The following is a 15,741-nucleotide window of genomic DNA, read 5'->3' as shown; positions in this document are numbered from 1 at the left end:
AGTGTTCAGTTATTTCGGTATTAATTAGGACTGATTATTAAAAAACTGACCACTAAAATTCAGTATTAATTGGACTGATCACTAAAAAGCTGACCATTGAACACTTCTTTAATTCGCCACTTCGCTGATAAATTTTATACGCATCAAGCGCAATTCATCAAGATCATAATCCCCATCAAACTCTTTGAGGGCATCTTCTATATTATCCGATTCGGATTCCATAAAATAGCCATGAATTTCTTCTTGCTGATCATCGTCAAGCATATCGTCAATCCAATATTTTATGTTCAGCTTGGTTCCAGAATAAACAATTTGCTCCATTTCTTTTATTAAAGCATCCATGTTAATCCCTTTCGCGGAAGCAATATCATCAAGAGATAATTTCCTGTCAATATTTTGAATGATATAGAGTTTATTTACTGAATTGACTCCGGTAGATTTTACCACTAAATCCTCCGGACGAATGATATCGTTATCTTCTACATACCGACTAATTAATTCTAGAAATGCTGCACCGTATTTTTTAGCTTTCCCTTCCCCAACGCCATGAATATTAATCAATTCATCTTGAGAAACCGGATATTTCAAGGCCATATCTTCCAATGATGGATCTTGAAAAACCACAAACGGGGGAACGCCTAATTTCTTGGCTACTTTTTTACGTAAATCACGCAACATACCCATCAAAACTTCATCGACAGCTCCTGTAGATTTTGATGCAGTTACAATCGCTTCATCCTCAGATTCATTGTATTCATGATCTTCAGACATCATAAAAGATTCTCTATTTTTTATAAAATCCAATCCTTTTTTAGTGATTTTTACGATTCCATAGGTTTCAATGTCTTTCGACAAAAACCCGGCAACAAGAACCTGTCGCAATAAAGCCATCCAATATTTCTCATCGTGATCCGAACCACATCCAAAAAAAGATTGCGTATCTGTTCGATGTGCTTTAATGACGGCATTGACACGACCAATCAACGTAAAAACAACTTCTTTCGATTTGTATAAATGTTTCGTATCCCGTACCACTTCCAGTAGTTTCACCACTTGATCTATGGCTTCCACTTTTGTTTTCGGGTTTCTGACATTGTCATCCATATCAGCTCCTTCTCCATTGACATCGTCAAATTCTTCTCCGAAATAATGCAGTAGAAATCTCCTTCTGGACATGGAAGTTTCGGCATAAGCCACCACTTCCTGTAATAAAGCAAAACCAATTTCCTGCTCGGCAACAGGTTTACCCGACATGAATTTTTCTAATTTCTCGACATCTTTATAGGAATAATAGGCAAGACAATGTCCTTCGCCTCCATCACGACCCGCACGACCGGTTTCCTGATAATAACTTTCCAATGATTTAGGAATATCGTGGTGAATCACAAAACGCACATCCGGTTTATCGATTCCCATTCCAAAAGCGATAGTTGCCACCACCACATCAACATCTTCCATCAGAAACATGTCCTGGTGTTTGGCACGGGTTTTAGCGTCTAATCCCGCATGATAAGGCACGGCACTTATTCCGTTTACCTGCAAAACTTCGGCAATAGCCTCTACTTTCTTGCGGCTTAAGCAATAAATAATTCCTGATTTGCCTTTGTGTTGCTTTATAAAACGGATAATATCCGATTCAATATTTTTAGTTTTAGTACGTACTTCGTAATATAAATTAGGTCTGTTGAACGATGCTTTAAAAGTAGTCGCATCAGTCATATCTAAGTTTTTCAGAATATCTTCCTGCACTTTTGGTGTAGCTGTAGCGGTCAAACCTATGATAGGCACATCCCCTAATTGCTTAATGATGTGTTTTAGATTCCGGTATTCAGGTCTAAAATCATGGCCCCATTCGGAGATGCAATGGGCTTCATCGATAGCCACAAAGGAAATGGGTACCGTTTGAAGAAAAGCGACATACTCTTCCTTGGTCAAAGACTCTGGAGCAACGTATAATAATTTTGTCAAACCGGAAGTGATATCCTTTTTAACTTGGGTAATTTCGGTTTTGGTAAGGGAGGAGTTTAAAACATGGGCGACACCATTTTCAGAAGATAAACTTCGAATGGCATCAACTTGATTTTTCATCAAAGCGATTAAAGGCGAAACTACAATGGCAGTTCCTTCTTGAATTAAAGCAGGCAATTGGTAACAGAGCGACTTCCCACCTCCTGTGGGCATAATCACAAATGTGTTTTGCTTATTCAGCAGACTTTTTATGACTTGTTCTTGTAACCCCTTAAATTGGCTGAAGCCAAAATATTTTTTTAATTCTTTGTGGATATCAATTTCGTTTGAATTCATTCTTGATTATGTGGTATTTTGTATAAATTTGCATCACATAAAGATACAAAATTCTTTTAAACATACAAATTTTAACCATTCTGTTTTGATAACAAAAGAAAATATATTGGCTAGCGCCAAAAAAACTATTTTATCTGAAAGTGAAGCAATTGCCAAACTAACTGAATTTCTTGATGAAAACTTCATTGAAGCCACACAAAGCATCTACAATTCCAAAGGAAGATTAGTGGTAACAGGTATTGGAAAAAGTGCCATTATTGCTCAAAAAATGGTAGCCACTTTTAATTCTACCGGAACACCTTCCCTATTTCTTCATGCCTCAGAAGCCATTCATGGCGATTTAGGAATGGTTCAAAACGAGGATATAATTATTTGCATTTCAAAAAGTGGCAACAGCCCGGAAATAAAAGTTCTGGTGCCGCTTTTAAAACGTTTTGGCAATACCTTGGTTGCGATTACAGGAAATATGACTTCTTTTCTTGCCAAAGGTTCCGATTTTGTTTTGAACACCACAGTAGAGGCTGAGGCCTGTCCTAATAATCTGGCACCAACCAATAGCACCACGGCACAATTAGTAATGGGAGACGCCATTGCCGTTTGCCTGATGGAAATGCGGGATTTCAAACCGGAAGATTTTGCCGTATACCACCCAGGAGGCGCTTTAGGTAAAAAATTATTGTTACGTGTGAAGGACATGCTGGAACACACTTTGAAACCAATGGTAGCACCGGATACACCGATAAAAAAAGTAATTTTCGAAATTTCCGAAAAACGTCTTGGAGTAACTGCAGTTGTAGATGAGAATAAAGTTGTCGGAATTATTACCGATGGCGACATTCGAAGAATGCTAAATGACAGAGACTCCTTCACTGATTTGACCGCCAAAGATATTATGACTAAAAATCCAAAATTAATACCATCTACAGCCATGGTTGCAGACGCATTGAACATTCTGGAAGACTTCTCCATTACACAATTAGTTGTGGTAGACAATGGTGAGTACAAAGGAGTATTACATTTACACGATATTTTAAAAGAGGGAATAGTATAATGGCGAAGAAAAACTTAAACGAAATGTCGTTTTTAGATCATCTTGAAGAATTGAGATGGTTATTGGTTAGAAGTACGATTGCGATATTAATTCTTGCTACGGTTACTTTTTTTGTCAGTGATTACATTTTTGATGTTATCATTTTTGGACCAACAAATGCTAATTTTATAACGTACCGATTCTTTTGTGATTTATCAAATCATTTGGGTTTTGCCGAAAGCATTTGTGTAACCGAAATGCCTTTCATTATCCAAAACACGAATATGGAGGGACAGATCAACGTGTTGATCTGGACTTGTATAACCGCCGGATTCATCCTTGGATTCCCCTTCATATTGTGGGAAGTATGGAAATTCATCAGCCCGGCATTGTATGAAACAGAAAAAAAACATGCGAGACTTTTCGTGATTTCATCCTCATTGCTCTTCTTTTTGGGAGTGTTGTTTGGCTATTTTGTAATTGTACCCATGTCAGTCAACTTTTTTGCCACTTTCACCATTAGTGCCGTGGTAAAAAACCAATTTAGTATTGATTCTTACATTGGGCTGGTAAAAACAAGTGTGATTGCTTGTGGTTTGTTTTTTGAATTGCCTATCATTATCTATTTCTTAACAAAATTAGGGCTAGTAACTCCTGTTTTTTTAAGAAAATATTGGAAATATGCCGTGATTATCATCCTTATCGTTGCCGCAATTGTTACCCCACCGGATGTGGTGAGTCAGATAATTGTAACTATTCCGATGTTATTGATCTACGAGGCAAGCATCTTAATTTCAAAAATTGTAGTAAAAAATCAAAAAAAGATAAATGGCTGATATCATTCAAGAATTCAACGACTACCGTTCTAAAATGAACGAAAAATTATTGGCGGACAATAATAAAATCGTAAAGCGAATTTTTAATCTGGACACCAATGCCTATGCAGCAGGTGCATTAGATGTAAAAACCAAAGAACTTTTAGGACTGGTAGCTTCGGCAGTATTACGTTGTGATGATTGTGTAAAATACCATTTGGAAACCAGTTTCAAAGAAGGGGTAACTAAAGAAGAAATGATGGAAGCCATGGGAATCGCTACGCTTGTTGGCGGAACTATTGTGGTGCCTCATTTGCGCAGAGCCTATGAATTTTGGGAAGCATTAGAAGAAACCACCACTACAAAATAATATTTCCATCAAATAAAAAGTGGCTCCTGACCATTTTAGGCAAATAGCCGAATAGGAAAAGAAACTAAATAATTGTTAAAGGAAGGATTGGACTATAGGTTTATTCGTTTATTTGCCTAAAATCTAAGAATCTAAAAATCTAAGAATCTGAATATGAAATTAAGAGCCGAAAATCTAATCAAAACCTATAAAGGACGCAGTGTTGTAAAAGGCATTTCGGTAGAAGTAAATCAAGGCGAAATCGTGGGACTTTTAGGACCCAACGGTGCCGGAAAAACGACTTCATTTTATATGATTGTAGGATTGGTTAAACCAAATTCGGGCAACATATTCCTGGACGATTTGAACATTACCGATTATCCCATGTACAAAAGAGCGCAACAGGGAATTGGTTATTTAGCGCAAGAAGCTTCCGTTTTTAGAAAATTAAGTATCGAAGACAATATCTTGAGCGTTTTACAATTGACAAAACTATCCAAAGCCGAACAAGAAGCGAAGATGGAAAGTTTAATCGAAGAGTTTAGCTTGGAACACATTCGTACCAATCGCGGAGATTTACTTTCAGGGGGTGAACGTCGTCGTACCGAAATTGCACGTTGTCTTGCTACTGATCCAAAATTCATCTTACTGGATGAACCATTTGCGGGTGTCGATCCGGTTGCCGTAGAAGATATTCAACGAATCGTAGCGCAATTAAAAAATAAAAATATTGGTATTCTTATTACCGACCACAACGTTCAGGAAACATTGGCTATTACAGACAAAACCTACCTGATGTTTGAAGGTGGAATCTTAAAAGCAGGTATTCCGGAAGAATTAGTGGAAGACGAAATGGTACGAAGAGTCTATTTGGGTCAAAATTTCGAGTTAAGAAAGAAGAAATTGGAGTTTTAAAATTGTAACCCTTTACAGATCGCTTTTGCAAAAACTAAATTTACCCGATTGTAATTCTATTAATTATGGAGAACCCGAGTAAAGAAACTGAAGAAAAATGATCCAAAGACCCTAAAAATTGGATTTGGGGTGTTTTCTATTTCAATCCCGAAGACAAAAGAATTACACCTCCTAAAAGAATTCCATCGATAGGATTTACGATAAATTTTGCCAACCCGAAATCAGTTCTTTTTATGATTGGAGCTATTTTATTTTTCGCTTTCATTCTTTTCTCAATCATCAAAAAAAATCTCTAATTTATTCCTTGGTTATAAACTGCAACTGTTCTAAATCACCATTGTAAATATTAACATCGACATTCCCTTTTATACCCGGAATCGATGCTTTTTCGGTGAATTGCCAGAACAACCAATCTTCGTTTATTTCCTCCCTGTAAAAATTGTAATTGGCAATCCAAAAAAGATAGTCACTGAATTCCTCTTTTAAAAAATCGTCGTAATATTTCTCACCGGTATAGATAATAGGTTTTACCCCGTAATGCAGCTCCACTGTTTTCAACCATCTTTTCAGACCTACTTTTAAGCGATCAAGCGATTGATTTTTAGGCAGTTTTTCAATATCTAAAACAGGAGGCAAATCCCCTTTTTGAAGGGTAACGGTTTGAATAAAAAGTTCGGCTTGCTCGAGCGAATTTTCATTGGGACGGTAATAATGATAGGCTCCACGAATCATTTTATTTTCTTTGGCGCCAAGCCAATTCCGATTAAACCGACGGTCTTTTCTGTCTCTTCCTACCGTAGCGCGAATAAACACAAAATGTAAGGGATATTTTTTTTCTAAAGTATCTACATAAGTCCATTGGATTTTTCCCTGATATTCTGAAACATCCAAACCGACGCTTTTTCCTTCGTGTTTTTCTAAAACCTGAAAATTCCGAACATCCGAAATGCGTTTGGCTTCGGCCTCCTTTTTCAGAATTTTATCTGATTTAAAACTAAAATAATAGGCTAAACCATCCCGATAATGATAACCAAGAGCAATAACTAGTACAATAACAAAAGTAACAATCAAATACCGTACGAACTTACCCGAGAAAACAGACACTTTCTTTTTGGGTTTACGAATTGGAGTGGTTTTCCTTCTAACCGTTTTTCTTTTCATTCAAAAACCTACTTTTTCAGCCATTTATTATTCACGACCGATAGTAAAACATAAGAAATGATCAGCAAAGGAATTCCTAAATATTGGAAGAAAATCAATAATAAAAGGGACAGCATCAGAAAGCTAATTTGGAGTGCATTGGCCACAAAATTAAACTTTTTGATTTTTAAGGAAAATAGCGGAATTTCGGCATTCAAAATATACGCGCTTACTAAAGTAATCGCCAACAGAACCCATTGATTTGTCAAAATTTCGAAAACAAATAGGGAATCGGAATAACTTAAAACCAAAGGCAAACTTAAAATAAACAAGGCGTTGGCAGGCGTTGGCAAACCAATAAAAGAATCAGTCTGACGGGTATCGATATTAAAATTCGCCAAACGGTAACAAGAACCTAAAGCAATCAAAAAACCCAAATAAGGGAAGATTTGCAAATAACTTTCAGAAGCAGCAGTTGAATTGTCCACCATCATTTGATACATCACTAAACCGGGCACAACACCACTGGTAACCATGTCTGCCAAGGAATCCAACTGCAAACCCAGCGGACTGGAAACTTTGAACAATCGGGCAAAAAAGCCATCAAAAAAGTCCAAAAAGATACCCAGACAAACGAAATAAAAAGCCATTTCAAAATTACGGTGAAATGCAAAAACCAAAGCGATACAGCCGCAAAAAAGATTAAGCAAGGTGATACTATTGGGGATATGCTTTTTAATATTCATAGTGATAGAGTTTAGTGGACCAAAGTTGACAAATTTAGTATAATAAGTGAAGGAGAAGTACGTTTTTTAATAGAGATTTTTCAACAGCTGTTCTCGATACTATTTTTGTTTCATTGCATTACACAAAAATCACTCGAACTGACGGGATTATCACCTCGACGACGTCACTTCGTCCCGACACTTCGGGACTTTGCTTGATGAAATTAGATTGAAAGCAAGTATTAGTTAAGCCAGAAATGTATCGAGAAGCCTTGCTTAAAAGACAGTTCTTGAAATATTTTTTAAGCCTAAACGTTCTTTAGACACAAATTTTCACTGTTCCCTTTTTTACAATCTTCAAAAATCCGTGTAAATCCGTTTTATCTGCGTCATCCGCGTGCTATTTCAAATTTCCGTTAGCCATCGAGGCAATACCATTTTTCTACCTTTAAAAACTACAGGACTAACAAATGCTTAGAATGATCCATAATCAATTAGTCCGTCACGGTAAATTCAATAGTAAAATGAAATAACCTCAGTAAAAAATTATATTTTTGACAAAAAATCAAACAGACTTTCGGTTTGTCAAAACAATACCCTTGAAAAAAGCCTCCTTATTTGTATTGCTTTTGGCTAGTACCCTAAATTACAGTCAGGCCGTCAGGAAATACTCGAATGAGTTTATGAATATTGGCGTTGATGCGGCGGCTTTGGGTATGTCAAATACTGTTGTGGCTTCAACCGGCGATGTCAATTCAGGCTATTGGAATCCGGCGGGAATGATGCACTTGGAAGACCATCAGGTATCGTTAATGCATGCCAATTATTTTGCCAATATTGCCCAATACGATTACTTAGCTTATGCGAGTCCCATTGACGACCAGAGCGCTTGGGGAATTTCGTTAATCCGTTTTGGCGTGGATGATATTTTGAATACCACGGAATTAATCGACAGCCAAGGCAATATCGACCACAACCGAATCAGCCTTTTTTCGACAGCTGATTATGGCTTCACCTTTTCGTATGCCCGAAAACTCCCCGTTCCCGGATTTCAATATGGTGCAAATGCCAAAGTAATAAGGCGAATAATCGGGAAATTTGCCAGCTCTTGGGATTTGGTTTTGATGTTGGATTACAATTCGAAAAAAACAACTGGCAATTTGGATTAATGCTTCGCGACATCACAACCACCTACAATGTATGGAATATTGATGAAGAAGAGTACAAAAAAAATCGCTAATGCGGTACCCGGAGAAAATCAGGAATTACCGGAAAGCACAGAGATTACAGCCCCAAAAGCCCAACTGGGAATAGCAAAAAAATTTATCATTCGGTATGACTATAGTATTTTGGCTGTAGCCAATATGAATATGCGATTTACCAAAACGAATGACCTTATCTCGACCGATTTTGTAAGTATCGATCCGGCGATAGGCTTGGAATTTGGCTATACCGATTTGGTCTTCGTACGTGCGGGTGCGGGAAATTTTCAGAATGTAGAACAATTGGACAGCACCGAAAAAGTAGGGTTTCAGCCCAATATTGGATTGGGATTTAAATACAAAGGCATCCAGATTGATTATGCGTTGACCGATTTAGGCAATCAAAGTACCGCTTTGTATTCGAATATTTTTTCGGTTAAAGTAGATTTAGGGTTGTTTAGAAATTAATTAATTTTAAAAATACATATGCATACTTAAATTAAAATAGCACACCAATAATACTGATGAAAAAGATTTGCACTGATTAAGAACATAATAAATAAATAATTGCTTCTTAACTTAACTCACCCACACCAAAAAGACTAACGTGTAGCCCATAAATAGCAGACAAAAAGGGTAACACGAATTTCACTAATTTACACAAAACAATTAGTGACAATTAGTGAAATTCGTGTTACCTTTTACATGCTGAACTGAAAAATCCGTGTAAATTTGTGCCATCTGTGCCATCTGTGTTCCATTTTTAATAATATCTCCTAATGAATAGACCCTCTTTAAAAAAAATAGTTCTTTTCATACTGCTGTTTTCAACCATAAACCATAGTTTCGGTCAAAACCTTTTGTTGTCAAAAGAGGCAAAAGTCAGTGTGCTCACTTGCGGAACGGGTAACGAATCCTATTCAATGTTTGGCCATACCGCAATCCGTATCAATGACGCTTACAACAACATCGATGTGGTGTATAATTATGGTGCTTTCGACTTTAATACCCCTAATTTTGTTTTGAAATTCATCAAAGGCGATTTACAATATTTTGCAGTATCGCATTCCTACGCTGATTTCATCAATGAATACACGTACGAAAAAAGATCCGTTTATGAGCAGGAATTGAATATTCCTTCAAACCTGAAACAGCAATTATTTGACAACCTGAATATTTCTTTAGCTTCGGGGGAAAGTCATTACACCTATAAATTTATTGACAAAAACTGTACGTCAATGGTCGTCGATATCATCAACAAAACATTAGACACGATTGCAATTGTTAAAAACACAGATACTGATATCACCTATAGAACCATATTGTATCCCTATTTTGACAATCACTTTTATGAAAAATTAGGAACGAGCATTATCTTCGGTAAAAAAGTCGACGGCTTGGGGACACAAATCTTTTTGCCTTTCGAATTACAAAAAAGTCTGAAAAAAGTTTCTTTTCAGAATCAGCTGCTGGCTCCCGAAAACAAAACTATAATCGAATTCGAAAAAGAAGTTTCCGGCTCTTGGTGGAATAATGTTTATACGTATCTAGTACTTCTTGGCTTTGTTGTCCTGATAAATAACAAAAGTATCGATCTGTTTTACCTCATTATGATGGGAATATTAGGGCTATTCTTCGTGTTTGTTGGATTTTATTCGTTTCATCAAGAATTAGGCTACAATTATAATATCTTATTGTTTAACCCCTCCTTATTGGGACTGCTCTACTTTTATGCGACAAAAAACAAAAAAGGAATTTACAACCTGGCGGCATTCAACATCCTGTCATTACTTGTTTACCTGATCATTCTAATCAATAAAGCCCATTTGTTGATCGTACTGCCTTTGGTAATTGCAAGTGGAATTATTTTAGTCCGCCTGGCAATTCAAAATAAAAAACGCATTCCTATCATTATTTAAAAATGCAACTTTAGATTATAAATAATAATGACTATCCGTAAATAATACTAAAAAAAAATTTAGCCACAAATTTCACGAATTTGTCACGAATTTTTTATCCTTAAAAGAAAAATTAAACACTAATTCGTGAAATTTGTGGAAATTCGTGGCTAAAAAAATAATTATAGTCCGCTAAGCGGACAGTCATAATAATAATAATAATAATAATAGAGAATACGAATAAGCAAACTACTGCCCTCTATAAAACAACACAGTGGTAATCGTTTTAAAAGCAATGCTCAAATCTAAAAAAATACTTCTGTGTTTGATATAATACAGGTCGTATTGCAGTTTGATCAAGCTGTCATCAATAGTCCCTCCATAAGCATAATTGACTTGTGCCCAACCCGTAAGGCCTGGTTTTATAACATGTCTGGTTTCATAAAAAGGCATTATTTCAGCTATTTCTTTGACGAAGAAAGGACGTTCAGGGCGAGGGCCAATAACCGCCATATCCCCTTTTAAAATATTTATAAATTGGGGAAATTCATCAATCCTGGTTTTTCTTAAAAATTTTCCGAATGCCGTTACTCTCGAGTCGCTTGTAGTGGTAAAAACAGCTCCGTTTGATTCGGCATTACTGATCATAGTCCTGAATTTAAAAATTTCAAATACAACTCCGTCTTTGCCTACACGTTCTTGGCTATAAAACAACTTCCCCCTGTTCCCTATTGCATTTCCAATTAAAATCAAAGGGAATAAGACCAGACCAACAGCCAATCCAAGCACCGACATGCTTATTTCAAAAATTCTGATGCTTAACAGATACAACGTATTGTGGTTGCTTCTGCTAAAAGGGAAAAATCGATAAAAATCTCTGGATATATAATGTACAGGGATACGATGCGTTTTATTTTCATATACTTGGGTGTACTCCCGGATAACACTTCCCCTTTCCAGTAAACGAAGCAATTGTTGATACAATTCAGCGGTGATTCCTTCTGTTTTTTGAGAGGCAATCACAATTTCTGATATGGAATTTTCAATTACAAAGGAAAACAACTCGTCACTTTTTATGTTTGGAACATAATGGTATTTAGAATCATCCTTAACTGTGCAATCCGAATTGACATACGCTACGATTTTATAATGCGGATCGATATGCTCTAATCCGGAAATCAACTCTTCTACCTGCTCCTTATCACATATTAAAACAGCATTTTGAAGAAACCGCTTGGATGCTAAGAATTTAACATAAAACATCCTCCATAAAAACAAAGCCACAAATACAACCAAATAAAACACTAGGATTTCAATTCTTTTGGATGGCAATTCCGGAGAAAAAACCGGTGTTAATAAATACACTAAAACGGTCGTTGATGCCGTAAGAATGGCACTTCGCAGCACCTGAAATTGATTACTGGCTACCTGAAGGTTGTACATTTCGAATATCGTTCCAAAAAAATTGAGATAAACACCTAAAACGATTGTCCAGTAGAAATTAATGGTAGAGAATGTGAAATAATCGAAATCGAACATCTTACCAACAAAGAACAGTGCACCCAAAACAAAAAAAACATCAAAGAAGCGAAGAATCATCTTCCGCTCTGATATTTCAAAATGAATTTTGTCAACTGAAAACATGGATGGTATTTAGGATTACTGGTGCAATTTAGCCATTTTGAACTCATATCATTCTAAGAAATGTTGAATATTTTAACAAAATTCTCTTTTTAACGAATTAATCTGTTGCCAGCTTAGATCTAATTAATATGAACTGTCAGTTTATCCCGATACTTCGAGATTTTGTCTAATAAAAAATAAACAGATCGAGAACCCTCGTCATTAATAAAAACGAATTAACCCAAATAAGTTAATTTGATATCTTTCTTTTAGGAGTTCCGCCTAACTGTATATTAAGCAGTGACAAGGAATACACAAAGGCAGGTGCAGCGGTTCGCATCGCCGCATGGTTAATTGTTAAAAACCAAAACACAATAAAACACAATAGAAACATGTTGAACTTGTTTTCCAGATACAAAACCAGCGGTGTGAAAAACAGAATCAACAATCCAAATATGCCGAGTGAACCATGTTCCGCAAGCATCCTGGTAATCTCGTCATGGGATAACGAACCATCTCCTGTTTCGGCTTTTCTTGCTTCAACCCCTTTTCCAACCCCCACCCCAAAAATGGGATTCTTCAGAAAAATGTTAATTTCGTCCTGTGCTATTTCTTCCCTGCCCGTAAACTTACTCTCTTTCACCCTTCCCTGCGCGTCCTGATTGGCATAGCGCTTGTCAATAAGTCCGCCCGTTTGAAATGAAGTGTACCCCCAAGTAACCATCATGGCTAAAACCACCAAAACAATAATATAATTGAGTTTCACCCTTCCTCTAAAGTTTGATTTCAAATACAGGAAAAACAACAACAAAACAATCATTATAAAACCCGTTACCATACCTCCACGCGAAAAGGTAAGCATCCCGCGATAGGTTATGTTTAGTGCAATGATTAAGTTAGTTGCCGCCAGAAATTTTGTTCTGGATTCTAATATGATTCTGGAAAAAAAAATAAACATGCCCAAGCCCAAAATGGTGGCCACCTGATTGGGACCATAGCCTCCAGAGGTTTCAAAATTCGATTGGGTATTAGTAATAACATCCCTAATATTTGGCGTATAAAATGTCAAGTAGACCATACAACTGATAATAGGCAACCCCATGCTTAACAATATATTGTTCATCTGCTCTAATGCAATTTTCCGCCTAAAAGTATATAAAGAAGCCACTCCTAAACAGACGGGACCTGAAATATTAAACGCTACAGTTGTTCTTATATTGGTATCAAAATCCAAAACAAAAGTGCTTAATACCACGCTGGGAACTAACAATAACAAAAAAATCCAATACGGTGTGGCACCTTTTGAAAAACCGCTAAAGTACATCCCAAGAAGAAGAAAAGCCATCACTCCATACTTGGAAATTTCATATAGCGGATTTCCTCCCGTCATTCTCAAAAAAACCTCGCTTCCCACCACATATGCTGCTGCTATAAGTGCTTCATTATTTCTATTCTGCTTTTTTATAATGTAATACACTCCAAATATAAAAATGGAATAGCCGTATATTTTGGTGGTAAAAGGCAATATATATCCTAATGTACCAATGGTAACATGGAATAAAATTATATAGAGATACGATAAATCCTCTTTTTTCATTTGCAACTATGAGCTAACCAATTTAAATACTGTTGTATCACAGCTTCTTCTGAATGATTCACTACTATCTTCTTAAACAGTTCCTGACCGAAATCCCTCTGCAAGAACTCACTTGCCATTAATTTAACTAGTGCATCATAAAACAATTCGTGTTGTTGTGAAGCAACAATAAATCCATTTTTTCCATTTTGCACCAAAGACGAAATCTCGCCCACATCAGTCACCACAACGGGTTTTTTATACCATCCGTATTCCAAAAGTGTCACGGGAAAACCTTCCGATTCTGATGTCAGAATGGCAACCGCTCTTTAATTAAGACTGTTTTTGTGTTTTGCAAATTTTTCCACATCCTTAATATTGTTTACCAATACAAAATACTTTTTAATAAACCCTTTAGAACCGTAGTTATCATTTATATTCTTTTTCAATCCTTCAGCTTTTCCCTTTGCCAACTGGGTATCAAAAAGAGCCTGTTTAATTGCTATAGCTAATTTTTCAGAAGATTTCGGGGGAACAATCCACCCAAAATCTCCATTTCCTAAAACTTCTTTACATTGGCCAACATCTGTACAAACTACAGGCAACCCAGCTAAACCATATTCTAAAAGCGCTATTGGCAATCCTTCACTAATAGAACTTAATACACCAACATCTGCTTTACTCAGAAGCTCAGAAATATTTATAACTGAACCTAGAAAAACTACGTTTTCATTAAGATTTAAAACATCAACCTTTTCTTTAACTTTTTCAACCCAATTATCATCTTCTAACGAACCGGCTAATAGTAATTTAAAATTGACATTTTCTCCTCTCAAAAAAGCACATGCTTCCAATAAATTTATATGATCTTTTTGGTCTCGAATATTTGCTAAGCATAATAGTATCGGTATATCACTTTTTTTCTTTTGATTTATCTCTATCAATGGAAAATTTGGAATGTAAACAATACACTTTTCTTTCACTTTTAAATTTTGAATATTCCATTCCTTTATTTTATCATTCACGCATACCACACCATCAATTAAAAAAGAAAAAAACTTAATAATTTTCCTGTCAGTATCAGTTAATAAATCACTGAATCCCCAGTGATCATGCCAAATAACAGTTATTCTTGGAAATAGTAATTTTAATATAAAACTCCAATAAATGGAAGTTTGATGGGCATGAATTATTGATGGTTTATAATTTAAAATTAATTTAAACAGTTTAAAAAAAGCAAAAAAATCTAAAACACTGCGTTTGTTTAAGAACAACACGTTATTTTTCTTTTTAATGAAATTATAAAGCGGCCCCACTTTTCTCGAAACAACCAAATAATTCGGAATGTTATACGAAGTCAAAGTATTATAAATATTAACACTCATGCGCTCCGTTCCCCCAATATCTAGAGAATCCACAATTTGAAGTATTTTACAATCCTTTTTCATCCATTTATTTCAATTCCTTCAGCGATAACAACTAGACTGATTCCAAAAAATTTAGAAAACAGATATGGGTTTATCTTTAATAAGACATATTTAAAAGGGTAAGTCATTTTTTGTAAGATAGTACTATTATTTGACGGTGCATTAATTGAATCCAGAGAATACTCGTAATCTATAACTTTTAACCCAGAATAAGTAATCAAATTAATGGCCGAATTAATATTTAAAAAGATTAAATGACCGGGGTTTTTAATTTTTGTTTTTTGCAAATTTCTAATATTAACCGACAAGCAATCTTCTAAAGGAATATGCATCACTACATATTTAGCCCTTTTTCCAACTTCTGTCAAAAAAGAGATTGGATTAGTCACATGTTCAAAGACATCATTTAAGGTAACCAAATCAAAATTTTCACTTGATTTGGTAAAATCTTGGAATGAAAATTCGACGTTTTCACCTTTTATTTTTTCAACGTGAGGAGATACATCGAAACCTTTTAAAATTTGAAGAGATTCAAAATTTAGCTTTAATTCTTTTCCTAATAATTTAATTATTTCTCCTGAACCACAACCAACATCTGCATAAGAGGAAAGTTGAATATTATTGTTCTTTAAATACTTAAACAATAATTTTTTAATTGACTCAACTTTATATTTCGTATCCTCTTGATGCCTATTTGGATCTTGAAAATAAATACCTTCTGAATACATATAAATCTA

General features: G+C 35.6%; 14 protein-coding genes and 1 pseudogene. 7 read left to right on the top strand and 8 right to left on the bottom strand.

The window, feature by feature from the left end:
* Nucleotides 1-108: 108 nt before the first annotated feature.
* The gene (recQ, locus tag ACNO7W_RS11665; RefSeq protein WP_417938271.1) at nt 109-2,304 is read right to left on the bottom strand and encodes a DNA helicase RecQ; all 2,196 of its coding nucleotides are present in this window, start codon (nt 2,302-2,304) and stop codon (nt 109-111) included.
* An 85-nt stretch (nt 2,305-2,389) separates the two neighbouring features.
* Here recQ and ACNO7W_RS11660 point away from each other — a divergent pair, with 85 nt between their 5' ends.
* From ACNO7W_RS11660 to ACNO7W_RS11640, 5 genes are all read left to right on the top strand, one after another.
* Nucleotides 2,390-3,355, top strand: coding sequence for a KpsF/GutQ family sugar-phosphate isomerase (locus tag ACNO7W_RS11660; RefSeq protein WP_417938270.1), 966 nt, complete (start codon nt 2,390-2,392; stop codon nt 3,353-3,355).
* On the top strand, nt 3,355-4,170 hold the full coding sequence (gene tatC, locus ACNO7W_RS11655) for a twin-arginine translocase subunit TatC (RefSeq protein ID WP_417938269.1): 816 nt from the start codon (nt 3,355-3,357) through the stop codon (nt 4,168-4,170). Before ACNO7W_RS11660 ends, tatC begins: the two co-directional genes overlap by 1 nt.
* On the top strand, nt 4,163-4,519 hold the full coding sequence (locus ACNO7W_RS11650) for a carboxymuconolactone decarboxylase family protein (RefSeq protein ID WP_417938268.1): 357 nt from the start codon (nt 4,163-4,165) through the stop codon (nt 4,517-4,519). Before tatC ends, ACNO7W_RS11650 begins: the two co-directional genes overlap by 8 nt.
* Before the next feature lie 153 nt (nt 4,520-4,672).
* A complete protein-coding gene (lptB, locus tag ACNO7W_RS11645; protein ID WP_035667905.1) occupies nt 4,673-5,413 on the top strand; it encodes an LPS export ABC transporter ATP-binding protein in 741 nt (246 codons plus the stop codon).
* A gap of 122 nt (nt 5,414-5,535) precedes the next feature.
* Complete coding sequence (locus ACNO7W_RS11640; RefSeq protein WP_417938295.1) at nt 5,536-5,709, top strand: DUF5808 domain-containing protein; 174 nt, start codon at nt 5,536-5,538, stop codon at nt 5,707-5,709.
* A gap of 1 nt (nt 5,710) precedes the next feature.
* Here ACNO7W_RS11640 and ACNO7W_RS11635 read toward each other — a convergent pair whose 3' ends face one another.
* Nucleotides 5,711-6,574, bottom strand: a complete 864-nt coding sequence (locus ACNO7W_RS11635) for a glycoside hydrolase family 25 protein (protein WP_417938267.1) — start codon at nt 6,572-6,574, stop codon at nt 5,711-5,713.
* Between the two features lie 8 nt (nt 6,575-6,582).
* Nucleotides 6,583-7,299 carry a CDP-alcohol phosphatidyltransferase family protein gene (locus ACNO7W_RS11630; protein WP_417938266.1) on the bottom strand — a complete coding sequence of 239 codons (717 nt, stop codon included), beginning with the start codon at nt 7,297-7,299 and terminating at the stop codon, nt 6,583-6,585.
* Nucleotides 7,300-7,961: 662 nt separating this feature from the next.
* On the opposite strand from ACNO7W_RS11630, the pseudogene ACNO7W_RS11625 reads away from it, so the two are divergent.
* Together ACNO7W_RS11625 and ACNO7W_RS11620 are read left to right on the top strand one after the other, a co-directional pair.
* A pseudogene (locus ACNO7W_RS11625) lies at nt 7,962-8,948 on the top strand (PorV/PorQ family protein).
* 311 nt (nt 8,949-9,259) lie between these two features.
* Nucleotides 9,260-10,399, top strand: coding sequence for a DUF4105 domain-containing protein (locus ACNO7W_RS11620; protein ID WP_417938265.1), 1,140 nt, complete (start codon nt 9,260-9,262; stop codon nt 10,397-10,399).
* A 228-nt stretch (nt 10,400-10,627) separates the two neighbouring features.
* Here ACNO7W_RS11620 and ACNO7W_RS11615 read toward each other — a convergent pair whose 3' ends face one another.
* The 5 genes from ACNO7W_RS11615 to ACNO7W_RS11595 all read right to left on the bottom strand — a co-directional run bounded on the left by ACNO7W_RS11615 (nt 10,628) and on the right by ACNO7W_RS11595 (nt 15,732).
* Nucleotides 10,628-12,022 carry an exopolysaccharide biosynthesis polyprenyl glycosylphosphotransferase gene (locus ACNO7W_RS11615; protein WP_144064431.1) on the bottom strand — a complete coding sequence of 465 codons (1,395 nt, stop codon included), beginning with the start codon at nt 12,020-12,022 and terminating at the stop codon, nt 10,628-10,630.
* Nucleotides 12,023-12,251: 229 nt separating this feature from the next.
* Nucleotides 12,252-13,598, bottom strand: a complete 1,347-nt coding sequence (locus ACNO7W_RS11610; RefSeq protein WP_417938264.1) for an O-antigen ligase family protein — start codon at nt 13,596-13,598, stop codon at nt 12,252-12,254.
* Complete coding sequence (locus tag ACNO7W_RS11605; RefSeq protein ID WP_417938294.1) at nt 13,595-13,891, bottom strand: glycosyltransferase; 297 nt, start codon at nt 13,889-13,891, stop codon at nt 13,595-13,597. The genes ACNO7W_RS11610 and ACNO7W_RS11605 overlap by 4 nt, the downstream gene beginning before the upstream one ends.
* Before the next feature lie 15 nt (nt 13,892-13,906).
* Nucleotides 13,907-15,025: a glycosyltransferase gene (locus ACNO7W_RS11600; protein ID WP_417938263.1), complete on the bottom strand. Its 1,119-nt coding sequence runs from the start codon at nt 15,023-15,025 to the stop codon at nt 13,907-13,909.
* Complete coding sequence (locus ACNO7W_RS11595) at nt 15,022-15,732, bottom strand: class I SAM-dependent methyltransferase (RefSeq protein WP_417938262.1); 711 nt, start codon at nt 15,730-15,732, stop codon at nt 15,022-15,024. Before ACNO7W_RS11595 ends, ACNO7W_RS11600 begins: the two co-directional genes overlap by 4 nt.
* Nucleotides 15,733-15,741 lie beyond the last annotated feature (9 nt).

Source organism: Flavobacterium sp. ZB4R12, from assembly GCF_048276375.1.
In the GTDB taxonomy this organism is placed as follows: domain Bacteria; phylum Bacteroidota; class Bacteroidia; order Flavobacteriales; family Flavobacteriaceae; genus Flavobacterium; species Flavobacterium gawalongense.
The sequence above is the reverse complement of the archived record's forward strand: the minus strand, read 5'-3'. Positions and strand labels throughout refer to the sequence as shown.

Bases quoted from the DNA above. Each gene is read 5' to 3' on its own strand.
- ACNO7W_RS11650 (WP_417938268.1), top strand. From the start codon at position 4,163: ATGGCTGATATCATTCAAGAATTCAACGACTACCGTTCTAAAATGAAC.
- recQ (WP_417938271.1), bottom strand. From the start codon at position 2,304: ATGAATTCAAACGAAATTGATATCCACAAAGAATTAAAAAAATATTTT.
- ACNO7W_RS11610 (WP_417938264.1), bottom strand. From the start codon at position 13,598: ATGAAAAAAGAGGATTTATCGTATCTCTATATAATTTTATTCCATGTT.
- tatC (WP_417938269.1), top strand. From the start codon at position 3,355: ATGGCGAAGAAAAACTTAAACGAAATGTCGTTTTTAGATCATCTTGAA.
- ACNO7W_RS11630 (WP_417938266.1), bottom strand. From the start codon at position 7,299: ATGAATATTAAAAAGCATATCCCCAATAGTATCACCTTGCTTAATCTT.
- ACNO7W_RS11615 (WP_144064431.1), bottom strand. From the start codon at position 12,022: ATGTTTTCAGTTGACAAAATTCATTTTGAAATATCAGAGCGGAAGATG.
- lptB (WP_035667905.1), top strand. From the start codon at position 4,673: ATGAAATTAAGAGCCGAAAATCTAATCAAAACCTATAAAGGACGCAGT.
- ACNO7W_RS11600 (WP_417938263.1), bottom strand. From the start codon at position 15,025: ATGAAAAAGGATTGTAAAATACTTCAAATTGTGGATTCTCTAGATATT.
- ACNO7W_RS11595 (WP_417938262.1), bottom strand. From the start codon at position 15,732: ATGTATTCAGAAGGTATTTATTTTCAAGATCCAAATAGGCATCAAGAG.
- ACNO7W_RS11620 (WP_417938265.1), top strand. From the start codon at position 9,260: ATGAATAGACCCTCTTTAAAAAAAATAGTTCTTTTCATACTGCTGTTT.
- ACNO7W_RS11635 (WP_417938267.1), bottom strand. From the start codon at position 6,574: ATGAAAAGAAAAACGGTTAGAAGGAAAACCACTCCAATTCGTAAACCC.